This window comes from Sphingomonas sp. 7/4-4 (assembly GCF_027941955.1).
GTDB lineage: Bacteria > Pseudomonadota > Alphaproteobacteria > Sphingomonadales > Sphingomonadaceae > Sphingomonas.
In genome coordinates, this window is record NZ_CP115960.1 from 3887828 (window position 1) to 3905000 (window position 17173).

Annotated in this window: 13 protein-coding genes and 1 pseudogene (1 of these 14 only partly in view); 9 read left to right on the top strand and 5 right to left on the bottom strand. The window is 66.6% G+C overall.

Annotated features, from left to right (window positions below):
• Positions 1-76 precede the first annotated feature (76 nt).
• Together PIB19_RS23280 and PIB19_RS19950 are read left to right on the top strand one after the other, a co-directional pair.
• Positions 77-985: a tryptophan halogenase family protein gene (locus PIB19_RS23280; RefSeq protein WP_336297204.1), complete on the top strand. Its 909-nt coding sequence runs from the start codon at positions 77-79 to the stop codon at positions 983-985.
• Complete coding sequence (locus PIB19_RS19950) at positions 982-2406, top strand: tryptophan 7-halogenase (protein ID WP_271238736.1); 1425 nt, start codon at positions 982-984, stop codon at positions 2404-2406. Before PIB19_RS23280 ends, PIB19_RS19950 begins: the two co-directional genes overlap by 4 nt.
• On the opposite strand, the gene PIB19_RS19955 is transcribed toward PIB19_RS19950, so the two are convergent.
• The 3 genes from PIB19_RS19955 to PIB19_RS19965 are packed head-to-tail and all read right to left on the bottom strand — an operon-like array spanning position 2403 to position 8116.
• A complete protein-coding gene (locus tag PIB19_RS19955) occupies positions 2403-3842 on the bottom strand; it encodes an efflux transporter outer membrane subunit (RefSeq protein ID WP_271238737.1) in 1440 nt (479 codons plus the stop codon). The two genes, PIB19_RS19950 and PIB19_RS19955, sit on opposite strands and share 4 nt — an antisense overlap.
• Complete coding sequence (locus PIB19_RS19960; protein WP_271238738.1) at positions 3839-7036, bottom strand: efflux RND transporter permease subunit; 3198 nt, start codon at positions 7034-7036, stop codon at positions 3839-3841. Before PIB19_RS19960 ends, PIB19_RS19955 begins: the two co-directional genes overlap by 4 nt.
• A gap of 6 nt (positions 7037-7042) precedes the next feature.
• Complete coding sequence (locus PIB19_RS19965; protein ID WP_443018653.1) at positions 7043-8116, bottom strand: efflux RND transporter periplasmic adaptor subunit; 1074 nt, start codon at positions 8114-8116, stop codon at positions 7043-7045.
• A 536-nt stretch (positions 8117-8652) separates the two neighbouring features.
• On the opposite strand from PIB19_RS19965, the gene hisS reads away from it, so the two are divergent.
• The 6 genes from hisS (at position 8653) to PIB19_RS19995 (ending at position 16071) form a co-directional block, all read left to right on the top strand.
• Complete coding sequence (hisS, locus tag PIB19_RS19970; protein ID WP_271238739.1) at positions 8653-9984, top strand: histidine--tRNA ligase; 1332 nt, start codon at positions 8653-8655, stop codon at positions 9982-9984.
• Entirely contained in the window at positions 9981-11054 is a 1074-nt protein-coding gene (gene prfA, locus PIB19_RS19975) for a peptide chain release factor 1 (RefSeq protein ID WP_271238740.1), read from the top strand. Before hisS ends, prfA begins: the two co-directional genes overlap by 4 nt.
• Before the next feature lie 99 nt (positions 11055-11153).
• Complete coding sequence (gene prmC / locus PIB19_RS19980; protein WP_271238741.1) at positions 11154-11885, top strand: peptide chain release factor N(5)-glutamine methyltransferase; 732 nt, start codon at positions 11154-11156, stop codon at positions 11883-11885.
• Positions 11886-12141: 256 nt separating this feature from the next.
• Positions 12142-13014: a DUF4167 domain-containing protein gene (locus tag PIB19_RS19985; RefSeq protein ID WP_443018654.1), complete on the top strand. Its 873-nt coding sequence runs from the start codon at positions 12142-12144 to the stop codon at positions 13012-13014.
• Between the two features lie 82 nt (positions 13015-13096).
• On the top strand, positions 13097-14488 hold the full coding sequence (locus tag PIB19_RS19990; RefSeq protein ID WP_443018655.1) for a DUF4139 domain-containing protein: 1392 nt from the start codon (positions 13097-13099) through the stop codon (positions 14486-14488).
• Between the two features lie 50 nt (positions 14489-14538).
• On the top strand, positions 14539-16071 hold the full coding sequence (locus tag PIB19_RS19995; protein ID WP_271238744.1) for a DUF4139 domain-containing protein: 1533 nt from the start codon (positions 14539-14541) through the stop codon (positions 16069-16071).
• A gap of 2 nt (positions 16072-16073) precedes the next feature.
• Here PIB19_RS19995 and PIB19_RS20000 read toward each other — a convergent pair whose 3' ends face one another.
• A complete protein-coding gene (locus tag PIB19_RS20000; protein WP_271238745.1) occupies positions 16074-16367 on the bottom strand; it encodes a hypothetical protein in 294 nt (97 codons plus the stop codon).
• Positions 16368-16438: 71 nt separating this feature from the next.
• On the opposite strand from PIB19_RS20000, the pseudogene PIB19_RS20005 reads away from it, so the two are divergent.
• Positions 16439-16865: pseudogene (locus tag PIB19_RS20005) on the top strand (CBS domain-containing protein).
• 6 nt (positions 16866-16871) lie between these two features.
• Here the strand turns inward: PIB19_RS20005 and PIB19_RS20010 are convergent.
• Positions 16872-17173: the 3' end of a lipopolysaccharide biosynthesis protein gene (locus tag PIB19_RS20010; RefSeq protein ID WP_271238747.1), read on the bottom strand. 1177 nt of this gene lie beyond the right edge of the window; the window shows 302 of its 1479 coding nt (coding positions 1178-1479); its start codon lies beyond the right edge, outside the window; it ends in the stop codon at positions 16872-16874.

Here is a 17173-nt window from a genome sequence, read left to right on the forward strand (position 1 = left end):
TCGCGGAGGGGCAGGGGGTGAAGCGTACCGAGGGCCGGATCGTCTCGGTCGAGCGCGACTCGAAACCGGCGACGTCGTGGCGGTGTTGCTCGAAAGCGGCGTGCGAGTGGAGGGCGACCTGTTCGTCGATTGCTCGGGCTTCCGCAGCCTGCTGCTCGGCGACGCGCTGGGCGAGGAATGGGAGGATTGGTCGCACTGGCTGCCCTGCGATCGCGCGATGGCCTTGCCCTGCGCCTCGCCGCCGGGCGAGATCGAGCCGCTCACCCGCGCCACCGCGATGGCGGCTGGGTGGCGCTGGCGCATTCCGCTCCAGCACCGAATCGGCAACGGCTATGTCTATTCGAGCGCGCATCTGTCCGATGACGAAGCGTCGGACGCGATCCTCGCCGCAGTCGAAGGCGAAGCGCTCGCCGATCCGCGCGTGCTCCGCTTCCGTGCCGGGCGCCGCAAGCGGAGCTGGTCGCACAATGTGGTCGCGGTCGGGCTCGCCTCGGGCTTTCTCGAGCCGCTCGAATCGACCAGCATCTATCTCGTCCAGGCAGCGATCACCCAATTGCTCGAGCTGTTCCCGATCCGCGGCATCGAAGCCGCCGACCGCGACGAGTTCAACCGGCTGATCGACTATGAATATGACCGGATCCGCGACTTCCTGATCCTCCATTACCACGCCAGCACGCGCGACGATCCGGAGTTCTGGCGCTACGTCCGCCATATGCCGATCCCCGACAGTCTGTCGGATAAGATCGAATTGTTCCGCCGCGCCGGGCGCATCCAGCGCTACGCCCATGGCCTGTTCTTCGAACCGAGCTGGATCGCGGTGCTGATCGGGCAGGGCGTGATCCCCGAGGGCTGGGACCAGCGCATCGCTGCAGCGCCGCCGCAGGAGCTCGGCCAGGCGCTCGAGCGGCTGCGCGGCCGGATCGCCGTGGAGGTACGCGCGCTGCCCGGGCATCGCCAGACGCTCGAACGGCAGAAATTGCTGTGAGCGATCGCGCGATCCGCAGCGTCGCGATCCTCGGCGGCGGGATCACCGGCCTGTCCGCCGCGGCCGCCTTCGCGCGCGCGCTGCCGCAGGTCGCGATCACCGTGATCGAGACCGCGCCCGATCCCGCCGCGCTCGCCGATCGGCTGCCGGGCAGCATGACGTCTATCCATCGCTTCCACGCGAGCATCGGCCTCGACGAGGCGGTGCTGGTCGGTGCGGGGGCCGCGATCCCGCGGCTGGGGCTCCGCTTCGAGAATTGGCCCGCGGGCGGCGAACCCTGGTATCATGTCCACGGCGATCACGGCGCACCGACGGGGACGGTGGCCTTCCACCAGCTCTGGGCGCGCGCGCGGCGCGAGGGGCAGGCCGAACAATATCACCGCTACGCGGCCGCCGGTGTGCTCGCCGAAGCGGGAAGGTTCGTACATCCGCAGGGCGATCCCGGATCACCGCTGACAACCTTCGATTACGCGCTGCGGCTCGATCCCGAACGCTACCGCGAGATCCTCGCGTCGCTCGCGGACCAGTTGCGCGTGGTGCGCATCCAAGGCAGTTTTGGCGGCATTGATCGGCATGGGGACGGCATGGTCGCGGCGCTGCTGCTCGCCGACGGTCGCCGGATCGAGGCCGATCTGTATCTGGATGCCTCGGGCCCCGCGGCGGTGCTGGCCGAAGCGGTTGGCGGCGCCTTCGAGGACTGGAGCGGCACGCTACCCTGCGATCGCCTGTTGCTGGGCGAGGGGCCGTCGAGCGCCGCAAGCCCGAACGACACGATCGTCGGCGGCGCGCAGGGCTGGCAGTTCGCCTGCCCGCTGCCCGGGCGGACCATGCTTGGGCATGTCTGGTCCTCGGCCGATCCCGCGCCCGATCCTCATGGGCGTTCGCTCGCGATTCGTCCCGGCCGACGCGCCGATCCGTGGATTCGTAACGTCCTCATGCTCGGTGATGCCGCGATCGTGCTCGACCCGCTCCACTGGCCCCATCTACACCTCACCCAAACCGCCATCGCCCGCGCGCTCGATTTGCTCCCGGGGCGCGATTGTCATCCGGTGGAGATCGCCGAGTATAACCGTCGCTCGCGCGAGGAAGCCCGGCGGATGCGCGACTTTCAGGCACTCCATTATCTCCGCGCGGGCGCCTCGATCGAAGTGCCCGAGAGCCTCGCCCGGACGCTCCAGCAGTTCGAAAGTCGGGGGCGATTGCCCGTTTATGACGAGGACAGCTTGCCCGACGAAATCTGGTTGTCGGCGCTGCTCGGCCTGAGCGTGCTGCCCCGCGACATCCAGCCGCTCGCTGCGGCGGTGGACCCCGTGGTGGCGGCTACCCGGATGACGGAAATGCGGGTCGGCCTCGCGCAATTGCCCGCACGGGTGCCTGGGTTTGCCGACTACCTCACGCGCGTTGCGGAGCCGCGGCGCTAAGGCTGGCCGGTCGCCGCTTCCGGGCCCTGCGAAGTCGCCCGCAGCAGCGAATCGCCGCCCAGCGTGCGGTACAGCGTCACGAGGTTGCTCGCCTGCACCAGCCGCGTGTTCACCAAGGTACGTTGCGCCGTATAAAGCGAGCGCTGGGCATCGAGACTGGACAAAAACGGGTCGATCCCGCCGCGATAGCGCGCCTCGGCCAGCCGGAAAGTATCGGCCGCCGCCGTCGCCTGCGCCTGTGTCGCGCGAAGCTGCTCGGTGATCGTCCCGCGTCGCGCCAATGCATCGGCAACTTCGCGGAACGCCGACTGGATCGCCCGTTCATAGGTGGCGACCGCCGCCTCGCGCTGCGCCTCGCTCAGCCGCACATTCGCGCGGCCCGCACCGGCATTGAAGATCGAATAATTCGCATCGGCGCCGGCGGACCAGTTGAACCCGTTGCCGCTGAACAGCCCGGTCAGCGCGTTGCTGGCGAGCCCCAGCAGCCCGGTGAGCGAGATGCGCGGAAACAAGGCGGCGCGCGCCGCGCCGATCTCGGCATTGGCGGCGCGCAGCTGATATTCGGCCTGCACCACATCGGGGCGGCGAAGCAGCACGCTCGAATCCACACCGGCGGGCAATTCGGCGATCGTCGGCGCGGCCTCGTCGAGCGACGCGGGCAGCAGCGTCGGATCGATCGGCGCGCCGACCAGCAGCTGGAGCGCATTGATGTCCTGCGCCAGCGCAGTGCGCTGCTGGGCAAGGTCTGCGCGCGCGCCTTCGAGTATTTGCTCGGCCTGGCGCAGATCGGTGCGCGGTGCGATCCCGCCCTCGAGCCGGGCGCGGGTCAGGCGCACGCTGTTCTCGGCATTGCCCGCAGTGTCCTGCGCGATCTTGAGCAGGCTGGCATCCGCCGCATAGTTCAGCCACGCATCGGCGATGTCGCCGACCAGGGTGAGATAGGTCGCGCGCGCGCCGGCTTCGGTGGCGAAATAGCGGTTCTGCTCGGCGCGGGTGAGCGAGGCGACGCGGCCGAACAGGTCGAGCTCGAAGCCGGTGATCCCGGCATCGGCGGTGAAGCGCGTGCGGGCGCCCGATCCCCCAGTCGAGGAGCCGGTGCTCTGGCCGTCGGAGACTGTCGCTCCTGCGCCGGCGCTGACTTCGGGCAACCGATCGGCGCGCTGGATGCGATATTGCTCGCGCGCGGCGCGGATGTTCGCCGCGGCGAGGCGAAGGTCGCGATTCTCGGTCAGCGCCCGGGCGATCAGCGACTGGAGCCGCGCATCGCGGAAGATGTCGCGATAGGTGACCGCGGGCAGCGCGGCTTCGCTGTTCGCCAGATAGGCGTCGCCGACCGGCCAGGACGGAGGCACCGGCGCGGCGGGCTGGACGTATTTGGGATCCATCGAGCAGCCGGCGAGCGCGGTCGCGGCAAGGAACAGCGCCGCGCGCCTCATGCCGTGGCCTCCGGATTATCGTCGTGATGGCCCCGCTCGCGGATCGCCTTCAGCCCGTCGCGCACGCCGCGGCGGACCAGCACGAAGAACAGGGGAATGTAGAAGATCGCGAGGATCGTCGCGGTCAGCATGCCGCCGATCACCGCGGTGCCGATCGCGATGCGGCTGTTGGCGCCGGCGCCGGTCGAGATCGCCAGCGGCAGCACGCCGAAGATGAAGGCGAGGCTGGTCATCAGGATCGGCCGGAGACGGATGCGTGCCGCCTCCAGCGCCGCATCGATGACGCGCTTGCCTTCCTTCTCGGCGCGCTCTGCGAACTCGATCATCAGGATCGCGTTCTTCGCCGCGAGGCCCATGGTGGTGAGCAGGCCGATCTGGAGATAGACGTCGTTCTGCAAGCCCCGGAGGGTCACTGCGAACACCGCGCCGACCAGGCCCAGCGGAATCACGAGCAGCACCGCGACCGGGATACTCCAGCTCTCATACAAGGCGGCGAGGCATAGGAAGACGACGAGCAGCGACACCGCGTAGAGATACGGCGCCTGCCCGGAGGACAGCCGCTCCTGGAAGGAGAGGCCGGCCCATGCGACGCTCGTCCCCGGGACCTGCGCAGCGAGCTCCTCCATCCGGCGCATCGCCTCGCCCGAGCTCCGCCCCGGCGCGGCCTGGCCCTGGAACTCGAAGGCGGGAATGCCCTGGAAGCGCGACATCGTCGTCGGCGCGGTCGCCCAGCTCGTTTGCGCGAAGGAGGAGAAGGGCGCCATCTGCCCGTTGTTGGTGCGGACGAACCATTCGTCGATATTGTCCGGGTTCGCACGATATTGCGCGTCGCCCTGCACATAGACGCGCTTCACTCGGCCGCGATCGATGAAGTCGTTGACGTAGCGGCCACCCCAGGCAGTCGAGAGCGTGCTGTTGACGTCGCCCTGGCTCAGGCCGAGCGCGGCGAGCTTCTGCTGGTCGATATCGACCTTGAGCGTGGCGACATCCGGCAGATCGGACAGGCGCACCTGGGCGAGCGCGGGGTCGGCATTGGCGGCGGCGAGCAGCCTGTCGCGCGCGGCGAGGAACTGGTCGCGCGGCATGCTGCTGGCGTTCTGGAGCTCCATCGTGAAGCCGCTCGACTGGCCGAGACCGCGGATCGCGGGGGGCACAAGTGCGAAAACCTGCGCATCGCGGAAGTTGCGGAACGCCCCCGCCGCGCGCTGAACGATAGCTTCGGCACCGTTTTCTTTGCCATGGCGCTGTGACCAATCGGCGAGGTTGATGAAGCCCTGGCCGGTATTCTGGCCGCTCGCGGCGCCGCCGCCCCCGCCGCCGCCGGTGACAGTGAACATCACAGTGGTGTTCTTGCCTTCCTGCTCCGTGAAATAGTGTTCGACTGCCTTCTGGACTTCCTGTGTACGGCTCTGCGTCGCGCCGGCGGGCAAGCGGAACTGCACCGATGCCGCGCCCTGGTCCTCGGTCGGCAGGAAGCCGGTGGGAAGGCGGGTGAACATCAATACCAGCAACAGGCAGACCACTGCGTAGATCAGCAGGAACAGCCATTTGCGGTTGACCACGGTGGTAACCGCGCTCGTGTAGCGCTGGACGCCGCGATCGAAGTTGGTGTTGAACCAGTCGCGGGCATTGCCGAAGAAGCGGCCGACTGCGGGGAAGCGCCGCTCGACCCAGCCATTATGCTCTTCGCTCTTCTTCTTGAGCAGAGTGGCGGTGAGCGCGGGCGTGAGGATCAGGGCGACCAGCACCGAGAGCACCATCGCCGAGACGATGGTCACCGAGAATTGCCGATAGATCACGCCGGTCGATCCGCCGAAGAACGCCATCGGCAGGAACACCGCGGAGAGCACCAATGCGATGCCGACCAGCGCCATCTGGATCTGCTCCATCGACTTGATCGTCGCGTCGCGCGGGGAAAGATCGGGATCCTCCTCCATCAGCCGCTCGACATTCTCGACCACGACGATCGCGTCATCGACGAGCATGCCGATCGCCAGCACGAGCCCGAACAGAGTGAGCGTGTTGATCGAGAAACCCAGCGCGTAGAACACCGCGAAGGTGCCCAGCAGCACCACCGGCACCGCGATGAACGGGATCAAGGTCGCACGGATGCTCTGCAGGAAGATGAACATCACTATCACGACGAGGATGATCGCCTCGACCAGCGTCTTCACCACCTCCTCGATCGAAAGCTTGATGAACGCAGTCGTGTCGTTGGCGTAGGCGAACTTGAACCCGGCGGGGAAGCTGCGCGCGATCGATTCGACCTCGGCCTTCACCAGTTCCGCGGTTTCGAGCGCGTCGGCGCCGGGGGCGAGGCTGATCGCGATGCCCGCGCCGGGATGGCCGTTGACGCGGCTGACGGCGTTATAACTCTCCGCACCGAGCTCGACGCGGGCGACGTCCTTGAGCAGCACCCTGGCGCCGCTGGTCTCGGTCTTGAGGATGATCTGCTCGAACTGCGCCGGCGTCTGGAGGCGCGACTGGGCGGTGACGGTGGCGTTGAGCATCTGCGTCGGCGGCTGCGGCTGGCCGCCGATCTCGCCCGCGGCGACTTCGGTATTCTGGTTCTGGATCGCAGTGACCACGTCGCTCGGCATCAGCGAATAGCTCGCCAGCCGATCGGGGTTCAGCCAGATGCGCATCGCATAGGGCGCGCCGAACACGTTGGTGTCGCCGACGCCCGGAGTGCGCGCCAGCGTGTCCTGCATGTTCGAGGCCATCCAGTCCGAAACGTCCTGGTTGGTCCGCTTGTCGGTCTCGTCATAGACGCCGACGATCATCAGGAAGTCGGGGTTGGACTTGGTGACGCGCAGCCCCTGTTGCTGGACCTGCTGGGGCAGGCGCGACAAGGCCTGCTGCACCTGGTTCTGGACCTGGACCTGCGCGATGTCCGGATCGGTGCCTTTCTCGAACGTCGCCGAGATGTTGACCTGCCCGCGCGAAGTGGAGGACGAGCTGAAATAAATCAGGCCGTCGATCCCGGTCAGCTGCTGCTCGATCACCTGCGTGACCGAATTCTGCACCGTCTCGGCGGAGGCGCCGGGATAGGAGGCGCGAACGTTGACCTGCGGCGGCGCGACGTCGGGATATTGCGCGATCGGCAGCGCCATGATCGCGCCCACGCCCGCCAGCATGATGATGATCGCGATCACCCATGCGAAGATCGGGCGATCGATGAAGATGCGTGACATGGGCGGTCAGCCGCCCTTCTTCGCCGCGCTGCCCTGCGCGTTCTGCCCGGCCTTCGGGGCTTCGATCCGCTGGGGAGCGGTGTAGGGGACGGGGCGGATCTCGGCGTCGGGGCGCAGATTGGCGGTGCCCTGCACGATCACCTTGTCGCCGGCCGCGAGTCCCTGCGTCACTACCCAGTTCGCACCCTCGGTACGCGCCGCGACCACCGTGCGGGCGACCGCGCGATTGCCCGGCCCCACGACATAGACGGTCGCGTTGCCGCGCGGATCGCGCGAGAGCCCCGCCTGCGGCACGAGGAACGCCTGGGTATCGATCGCCTGCGCGAACGACGCGCGGACGAACATGCCGGGAAGCAAGATGCCCTGTGGATTGGGGAAGCGTGCCCGGAGCGTCACCGTCCCCGTATTCTCGTTGACCATCACTTCGGAGAATTCGACGGTGCCGGTCTGGCCATATTCGGCGCCGTCCTCCAGCCGCAGCCGGACCACTGCGGTGGTCGGGGTAAGTCCCCCGCGCGCCAATGCCTTGCGCAGCGACAGCATGTCGGCGCTCGACTGCTGGATGTCGACGTTGATCGGATCGAGCCGCTGGATCACGGCGAGCGGATCGGCCTGATTGGTGGTGACCAGCGCGCCTTCGGTGAACAGCGAGCGCCCGATCCGCCCGGTGATCGGGGCGGGGACGCGTGTGAAGCGCAGATTGATCTGCGCGGTGCGGAGCTGCGCGCTGTTCTGCGCGACTGCCGCGGCGGCCTGGCGCGCCTGCGCGGCGGCGTCGGTATAGTCCTGCTGGCTGACCGCTTCCATCTTGGCGAGCGGGCGATAGCGATCGGCGCGGATTCGGGCGGCCTCGGCAGTGGCGCGTGCGCTCTGGAGGTTGGCCTCGGCTTCGGATGCCTGCGCCTGATAGATGCTGGGATCGATCTGGTAGAGCGTCTGGCCGGCGCGGACGATCGAGCCTTCGGTGAAGAAGCGCCGCTGGACGATCCCGGCGACCTGCGGCCGCACCTCGGAAGTCTGGAATGCCGTCACGCGACCCGAAAGCTCGGTGACCAGGGGCACGTTGCTCGGCTGCACCACGACGAAGCCGACCTGTGGCGGGCCGCCGGCGCCTTTTTCTGGGCGCTGTTGCCGCCGCCGCTGCACGAAGTGACGAGAAGGGCCGCCGCGACCAACGCCGCACACGATCCGCCGGAGATGTTCGCTCGGTTCAGATTCAATTGGCAGACCCGCTCTTGCGCCGGGCGGCGCTGTTCAGTTCCGAAAACCGCCATAGGGCAGCTGGTCGCGCGGCTACTAGGGGGAATTGTATCAGAATGTGTCAGACACGATTCGGACATACGAAAGGGCCGGATACACGAAAGGCCGCTCCCCGCTGGGGAACGGCCTTTCCATTGTCAGCCGCTGCGGCGAGCGACCTTTAACATCAATGCCTCAGGCGGCGGCTCCGATGGAGCGGACCGAACCCTGAGTGCGCGCCGCAGACGGCGTTTGACAATGAGACATTCGATCACCTCCTTCCATGTTGTTGAACTCGAACGGGAATATGGGTGCCCACAACGGGATTTAAAGGGGAGTGGCGCAAGCGTGCCTAACGCCCTAGAAACCCGCGCGAAATGGCACGTATCGAAACCCCCAAGCGCATCCGGGGCACCCAGGACATTTTCGGCGACGAGCAGAGGCGCTTCGCGCATGTGCTCGACACGTTCGAGCGCGTCCGCCGGCTCTATTGCTTCCAGCGGCTCGAGATCCCGATCTTCGAGGCGACCGGCGTATTCGCCCGCTCGATGGGCGAGACTTCGGATGTCGTCTCCAAGGAGATGTACACGTTCGAGGATCGCGGCGGCGATTCGCTCACGCTGCGCCCGGAGTTCACCGCCGGCATCGCCCGCGCCTATATCACCGAGGGCTGGCAGCAATATGCACCGCTCAAGCTCGCCGCCGCGGGTCCGGTGTTCCGTTACGAGCGCCCGCAAAAGGGGCGTTTCCGCCAGTTCCACCAGATCGATGCCGAAATCATCGGCGCGGCGGAGCCTGCCGCGGATGTCGAATTGCTCGTCCTCGCCGACCAGCTGCTCCACGAGCTGGGCATCGCGGAAGGTGTGACGCTCCAGCTCAACACCTTGGGCGATGCCGAGACGCGCGACGCATGGCGCACGGCTCTGGTCGCGCATTTCGAGGGGCATCGCGACGCGCTGTCCGAGGACAGCCAGGTCCGTCTCGACAAGAACCCGATGCGCATCCTCGATTCGAAGGACCCGCGCGACCGCCCGATCGCCGACAGCGCGCCGGGGATCGATGAATTTCTGACGACCGAGGCTTCCGAATTTTTCGAAGCCGTGAAAGACGGCTTGCATGCGGCGGACGTTGATTTCGTACGAAATGACCGACTGGTTCGCGGCCTCGACTACTACCGCCACACTGCATTCGAGTTCGTCACCGATCGGCTTGGCGCGCAGGGCACTGTCTTGGCAGGTGGTCGCTATGACGGATTGATCGGCTCGCTCGGTGGACCGGAAACGCCGGGCGTTGGCTGGGCAGCAGGTGTTGAGCGGTTGGCGATGCTTTTAGAGCACGAGTTGGATAAGCCGATTTTCGTTGCCGTAATTCCCGAGCGAAAGAGCGACGAACTTCTTTGTGTCAGATTAATTGCCGCTCTTCGTCGTCATGATGTTGCGGCCAGCATGGCATACAAAGGCAAGGCTGCCCGGCACTTTGAAATTGCAAAGAAGTTGGGTGCAGCCGTCACGATCAATGTGTCAACGATCACAGCTGCTGAGGGGAGCGTGGGTGAAATCAAGGTGCGACCGGTGGATCTGGTGCGAGAAACCCGGGAGCTCAGAGATAAGGTGATCGCCGCTCTTGCCGTGGAACTTGATGTTAAATCACACTTGCAAAGTGGTGATCTAATCGGCGCGCCAACGCTGTATTTGTCGGAACGGCAATGACCTCCATCCCCGCCGACCGCATCGCCGCGATCGAGGCGCGGCGCGACGAGTTGCAGGCGCTGATGGCGACTGGCGACTTGTCGGGCGAGAAGTTCGTCCAGGTCTCGAAGGAATATGCCGAGCTCGAGCCCGTCGCGCAGGCGGCGAGCGAAGTGCGGCGGCTGCGTGCCGAGGCGCAGTCGCTCCAGCACATGACGCACGACGCCGATGACGAGATCCGGCAGATGGCGTCCGAGGAGCTCCATGCGAACGGCGAGGCGCTCGCCGCCGCCGACCGCAAGCTCGCACTCGCTTTGCTCCCGCGCGATGCCGCCGACGAGCGCGCCGCGATGCTCGAGATCCGCGCCGGCACCGGCGGCGACGAGGCCGCGCTCTTCGGCGGCGACCTGTTCCGCATGTACCAGAAATATGCCGAAAAGCAGGGCTGGAAGGTCGAACTGATCTCCTCCTCGGCCTCCGATGCGGGCGGGTTCAAGGAAGCGATCGCCTCGGTCGAGGGCAAGGGCGTGTTCGCCAGATTGAAGTTCGAGAGCGGCGTCCACCGCGTCCAGCGCGTGCCCGCCACCGAGACGCAGGGCCGCATCCACACCTCCGCCGCCACTGTCGCGGTGCTGCCCGAGGCCGAGGAAGTCGATATCAAGATCGACGACAAGGACCTCCGCATCGACATCTATCGCTCGTCCGGCCCCGGCGGCCAGTCGGTCAACACCACCGATTCGGCGGTGCGCATCGTCCACATCCCTACCGGCCTCGTGGTGATCCAGCAGGACGAGAAGTCGCAGCACAAGAACAAGGCCAAGGCGATGAAGGTGCTCCGCACCCGCCTCTACGAGCAGGAGCGCGAGCGCCTCCACGCCGAGCGCGCCGGCGCGCGGAAGTCGATGGTCGGCTCCGGCGACCGTTCGGAGCGCATCCGCACGTATAATTTCCCGCAGGGCCGGGTGACCGATCACCGCATCAACCTGACCCTCCACCGCCTGCCCGAGATCCTTGAAGGCGAAATGGACGAACTGATCGGCGCGCTGATCGCGCAGGACGAGGCGGATCGGCTGGCGCAGCTGGATGGCTGAGCGGCCCAGAAAAGCCCCTTTGATACGACAAGCTCTATCGGAAGCCGCGCAGCGCCTCCTGGGCGTGACCGACACCCCCGACTCGACGCCGAACTGCTCATGGCCCACGCCCTCGGCATCTCGCGCCAGGACCTTTTGCTCCGCCATCTCGACGATCCCGCGCCCGAGACCTTCGAGCCCCTCCTCCAGCGCCGTCTCGCGCACGAGCCGATCGCCTATATCACGGGCACCCGCGCCTTCTGGACGATCGAGCTGCAAGTCGGCCCCGGCGCGCTGATTCCGCGGCCAGACAGCGAGACGCTGATCGAAGCCGCGATCGAGCATTTCGACGAGCGCGCACCCGCGACGATTCTCGATCTCGGCACCGGTCCCGGCACGCTGCTCCTCGCCGCGCTCGACCAGTGGCCGGAAGCGCACGGGCTGGGAGTCGATGCGTCGGAAAAGGCGCTCGCTTATGCCCGCATCAATGCGGGGCGCCTCGGCATGGCCAATCGCGCCGAGTTCCGCGCGGGCGATTGGGCCCAAGGCGTGGAAGGCCCGTTCGACCTGATCCTCGCCAATCCGCCTTATATCGGCACGAACGAGCAGCTTCCGGCCGAAGTCCGCGATCACGAACCCGGCTCGGCGCTGTTCGCCGGTATCGACGGCCTCGACGATTATCGCCGCATCATTCCCGAGCTCCCCCGCCTGCTCGCTCCGGGCGGCGCGGCGATCCTCGAGATCGGCTGGACGCAGGCGAAAGCGGTCTCCGCGCTCGCGCTCCAGCATGGGTTGTTGCCGGCAGTCCATAATGATCTGGGAAACCGTCCCCGGGCGGTACTGCTCACTTGAAAGTGCAAAGCCGGCCCCCATATTTCCTCTTGGAGATTGGTGCTCCACGGGCTAAGACAGCGCCGGGGCGAGGCACTTTCAACCAAGTTGTTGAAACATAGGGCTAAGGCCTACTCCATGGTCATGTGTGCCGCTGCAGTCCGGCGGCCATGGCGAGCGGAAACGCCGGTTTCGGCGCTGTCCGCAAGTGTAACGTGCATCCGGGACCCCGAATGGATCGACGGACGGCTTAAGTAGACAGGACATACAGACCTTGATGAACAATCGTCAGGCTAATAACGGCCGCCGTCGCGGCCGTGGTGGTCAACAGCGCCAGGGTGGCGGCAACCCCAACCAGGGTAATGGCAACCGCATCGACAATCGTGCGCGCGGTAATGCCGCCCAGCTTCTCGAGAAGTACAAGAACCTTGCTCGCGATGCGCAGATGCAGGGCGATCGGGTCAACGCCGAATATTATCTCCAGTTCGCGGATCACTATTTCCGGGTGCTGAGCGAGACCCGTTCGCGCTTCGAGGAGGCGAACCCGAACCAGCCGCAGCAGCGCCGCCCGAGCAACGACATCGACGGCGACGACGAGGATTTCGAGTTCGAGGCCGAGGGCAATCGCGACGACCAGCGCGACGATCGCCAGCAGCAGCAGCCGCAGCAACGCGAGCCGCGCTACGAGCGCGAACCCCGCCAGGATCGCGAAGCCCGCGAGCCGCGTCCGGATCGGGAATTCCGCCAGGACCGCGAGCCGCGTCAGGATCGTGAGGTCCGCCAGGATCGCGAACCCCGCGAGAATCGTGACCGCGAAGGCCGCCGCGATCGTCGTCCCAACGGCAACACCAACGCCAACGGTTACGCCAACGGCCACCAGCCCGAGGCACAGGAAGCCCAGGCGCCCGAGCTGTTCGCCGAGCAGCGTGATGCCGGCGAGGAGCGTGCGCCGCGCGCCGCCCGCGGCCGTGGTCGTCCGCGCCGCGACGAAGCCGAAGTCGAAGCGCCGCAGGGCATCGATGTCGCGATCCTTCCGCCCGCCTTCGGTACAGAGGCGAGCGCCGCCAACGATGCCGACGAAGCGCCCAAGAAGCCGCGCCGCCGTCGCACCGTGAAGAGCGACGACACCGAGGTTCCGCCCACGGCCTGATATCTTCCGCGACGGGCTGGCCCTTCGCGATCAACCTGCTAGCATCCTTCCCTGAGATGGCCTTGGGGAGGATGCTTTGCGTTTGACGGCTCTCGTTCTGCTGGCGATTCCGTTCGCCGCGCATGCCCAGACCCAGCCGGCGTCGTCGGTGCCGTCCCCCGACCAGAGCGCGCAGGGCGACGTCTCGGTCACCATCTATCAGAACGGTCAGGCGCTGGTGCAGGATGTGCGTCAGCTCGATCTGTCCGCCGGCCGCACGCGGCAGGAATTTCCCGACGTGTCGGCGCAGATCCGTTCGGAAACCGTGACGTTGTCCGGCCCCGGCCTCGGCATCGTCGAGCAGAATTTCGATTATGACCTGCTCTCTCCCGACAAATTGATGGAAAAGGCAGTGGGTTCGGTCGTCACGATCGTCCGCACCAATCCGGCAACCGGCGCCGAGACGCGCGAGCAGGCGCGGGTGCTCGCCGCCAATGGCGGCATCGTGCTCCAGATCGGGAACCGCATCGAAGTGCTGCGCGACGACGGGCTGCCCGTTCGCGTGATCTTCGATAAGGTCCCCGAGAATCTGCGCGCGCGCCCGACGCTGTCGGTGACGCTGCAGGCGGCGAATGCCGGCCGCGTGCCGGCGACGCTCACCTATCTCACTCCCGGTCTCGGCTGGACCAGCGACTATGTAATGCTGTTCGACGAGGCCAAAAGCGCGATCGACATGCAGGGCTGGGTGACGCTCACCAACAGCACTGGCACCAATTATCGGAGTGCCGATGTGCTGCTGGTCGCGGGCAATCCCAATCGCGGCAATGGCGGGCTGTCGCAGCTCGGCGATTCGACGATCGAACAGGCCGGCACGGAGACCGGCCCGCGCGAGAAATTGGGCGACTATTATCTCTATCCGCTGGGCGAACGCACCACGATCGCCAACGCCCAGCAGAAGCAGGTCAGCTTCCTCGACGTGAAGAACACGCCGGCGCGCAAGACCTATGAATGGGTGAACGGTTGGCTGGAGACGCAGTCCGAGCCGCGCAGCGCCGCGACGGTGCTCAAATTCTCGACTTCGAAGAGCGGCGGCCTTGGCGATCAGCTGCCCTCGGGCACGATCCGCGTCTATATGCGCGATGCGCGCGGCGATCCGCAGTTCATCGGCGAGAGCCAGGTCGCGGCCGCGCCGATGGGGTCTGCGATGTCGATCCGCACCGGTGAAGCGTTCGATGTGAAGGGCGCTGCGGTGGTGGTCGAACGCAAGCGGCAATCCTCGTCGCGCTGGCGCACCTCGATGCGCTACGATTTCACCAACGCCCGGCCTGAGCCGGTCACCGTCGATCTCGCCCAGAACGGGCTGTGGGGCGACGTCCGGCTGGTCGAGCAGAGCCTGACCGGCGAGCGCGTCTCGGCCGAACGGATGGAATGGAAGGTGCCGGTGCCCGCCAATGGCAAGGCATCGGTGACCGTGGTGTTCGACACGCGCTACTGACCGATGCGCCGCATCGCCCTTTTCCTTTCCCTGCTGCTCGCCGCCCGCCGGTGGCGGCGCAGACTTTGGTCGAGTCCGACAGGATCGATGCGGTGTCGGTGACGCTCTATCGCGATCCGAATCGCGGAGAAGGCGCGATTCCCGCGGGCGGCTGGCCGGGCGGCTATGCGCTGGTCACCGAGACTCGCACGATTCGCGTGCCTGCGGGCAAATCGGTGATCCGCTTCGTCGGCGTATCCGAAGGGATGATGCCCGAGACTGCGATCGTCACCGGGCTGCCGCAGCAGGTGGACGAGAAGAATCGCGACGCGCGGCTGCTGTCGCCCGCGGCGCTGATCGACGCGTATCTCAAGCGCCGCGTCACGATCCGCCGCACCAATCGCGCGACCGGCAAGGTCACCGAAGGCGAGGCCATCATCCAGTCCGGCCCCGGCGGCGGCGTATTGCTGACCACTGCCGGCGGCGTCGAGGCGCTGGGCTGCTCCGGCCTGCCGGAAACGCTCAGCTATCCCGGCGTGCCCGCCGATCTTTCCGCCAGGCCGACCTTGTCGGTTACGACCGACAATGCGGCGGCCGCGACGGTGACGGTCCAGCTCTCCTATCTCGCGCAGGGGTTCGACTGGTCGGCCAATTATGTCGCGCACGTCGCCGACGACGGCGAGACGCTCGATCTGTTCGCCTGGCTGACCGTGGCCAATGGCGGCAGCCAGGGATTCGCGCAGGCGAGGACCAATGCCGTGGCGGGCGCGCCGAACAAGGAGCGGGCCGCCGTTCTGCCCAAGGGGACGCCGCCGGAGTTGCATCTCCGCTGCTGGCCGATGGACGTCACCAGCACCCATCCGCGTTGGGGAATCGCGCCCAATCCGCCGCCACCCCCGCCTGCCCCAGCAGTCAGCGCGGAGGATATCGGCAGTTTAGAGGATATCACCGTCAGCGGCAGCCTGAAGCGTATGTCGGGCGTGATGATGAGCGCGCCCGTGATGGTGGCGCAGCAGGAGGAGCTCGGCGACCTCAAGCTCTATCGCATTCCCGAGCCCGTCACCGTCGCCGCGTTGAGTCGCAAGCAGGTGGCGATGATCGATCGCAAGAAGGTCGCCTTCGCGCGGATATATACCGGCGACTTCGAGCAATTCGATTATGACCGCGATGCCGACGCGCCCGAGAGCAAGGCGGCCGAGCGGATCCTGCGCACCGAGAATATCAAGGGGAAGGGTCTCGGGCTCGCTGCCGGCCGGGCGCGTTGCGGTGTTCGAACGTGCGCGGAGGAATCTCTGTTGGTCGGCGAGGGGGCGCTGTCGGATCGTGCGATCGGCGAGGAAGTCGAGTTCGCGACCGGCGAGAGCAGCGACGTCCGCTACAAGATCGTCGCGCGCCCGCCTTCGCGCAGCCGCCAGCCCTATGTCGTCGAAGTCACCAATGCGCGCTCGACCCCCGAGACGTTCGAGATGGCGATTCCCTACAAGCTCGCTTCGTCGAGCGCGAAGCTGATCGAGCGCAAGGGCCTCAAGACGTGGCGGGCAACGGTGCCGGCCAATGGCACCGCCAAGTTCGAATTCGCGCTCAAGCTGGAGGTCGAGCGCTGACCTCAGTCGAGGCCGATCTCGCCCTTGAGCGGATCCTCGACTCGCTCGTCATGCCCGGTACCCGAGCTCAGGAACATCAGCCCCATCAGCGCCGCGGCGACCATCATCGTCACGAACACGCCGAGAAAGGTGGCGCTGGCCGTGACGAAGTTGAGCTCGCCCAGCCAGAGATAGAGCACCAGCTCGGCCAGCGCCGCGGTCAACAGCGCGGCCAATGCCATCCAGCGCAGGATTCGCTTGAAGCGTCCCCAGGCGAAGGCGGCATATTCGGGATCGTCGAGATCGTGCCGCGGCATGTTCATGGCTTTGCAATTGGGCGCGAATCATGGGAGAAACAATCGCCTGAACCCGAAAGCGGAGACGAGCGATGACCATCGCGGCAATCCTGGGGGAAAAGGGCATGACGTGGTGTCGATCGCGGGGATCGCACCGTGGCGGAAGCCGTCGCCCTGCTCGCCGGCCATCGAATAGGCGCAGTCCCTGTCGTCGACGGCGATACCGTGGCCGGCATCTTTTCCGAGCGCGACGTGATCTATTGCCTCGAGCGCGACGGCGTCGCTGCGCTCGATCGCAAGGTGAGTGAGGTGATGACCGCGCCGGCGATCACCGTGCCGCCCGACGAATCGGTGCTCGGCGCGCTGGCTTTGATGACGCGGCGGCGGGTACGCCATTTGCCGGTGGTCGATCGCGGCAAGGTGGTCGGCTTCATCTCGATCGGCGATCTGGTGAAATACCGGATCGAACGGATCGAATCCGAGGCCGAGGCGATGCGCGCCTATATCCAGGCGGTCTAGCGCCCCTCAGCCGCGCCGGTTGCGGACCAGCGCAATCACTTCGGCCAGCGTATCGCGCGCGAACAGTGCGAGCCATCCGCCATAGACCAGAGCGCCCGTGCATCCGAGCAGCACGAGCTGGGCTAGCGACGGCATCGGTGGCAGCACGCGCGCGAGCAGCGACACGGCCAGGGCCATCGCCGTCGCCGCGAATATCGCCGGGGTCAGGCCGTCGACCAGATCGCGGAGCCGAACGCCGATGACCGGCAGCGTCCGCCACGTCGATATCGCCAGATAGAACGGATAGGCCAGGAACCACGCGGCGACGA

Coding starts and splice junctions, on each gene's coding strand:
- PIB19_RS19955 (WP_271238737.1), bottom strand. CDS start 3,842: ATGAGGCGCGCGGCGCTGTTCCTTGCCGCGACCGCGCTCGCCGGCTGC.
- PIB19_RS19960 (WP_271238738.1), bottom strand. CDS start 7,036: ATGTCACGCATCTTCATCGATCGCCCGATCTTCGCATGGGTGATCGCG.
- hisS (WP_271238739.1), top strand. CDS start 8,653: ATGGCACGTATCGAAACCCCCAAGCGCATCCGGGGCACCCAGGACATT.
- prfA (WP_271238740.1), top strand. CDS start 9,981: ATGACCTCCATCCCCGCCGACCGCATCGCCGCGATCGAGGCGCGGCGC.
- prmC (WP_271238741.1), top strand. CDS start 11,154: ATGGCCCACGCCCTCGGCATCTCGCGCCAGGACCTTTTGCTCCGCCAT.
- PIB19_RS19985 (WP_443018654.1), top strand. CDS start 12,142: ATGAACAATCGTCAGGCTAATAACGGCCGCCGTCGCGGCCGTGGTGGT.
- PIB19_RS20000 (WP_271238745.1), bottom strand. CDS start 16,367: ATGCCGCGGCACGATCTCGACGATCCCGAATATGCCGCCTTCGCCTGG.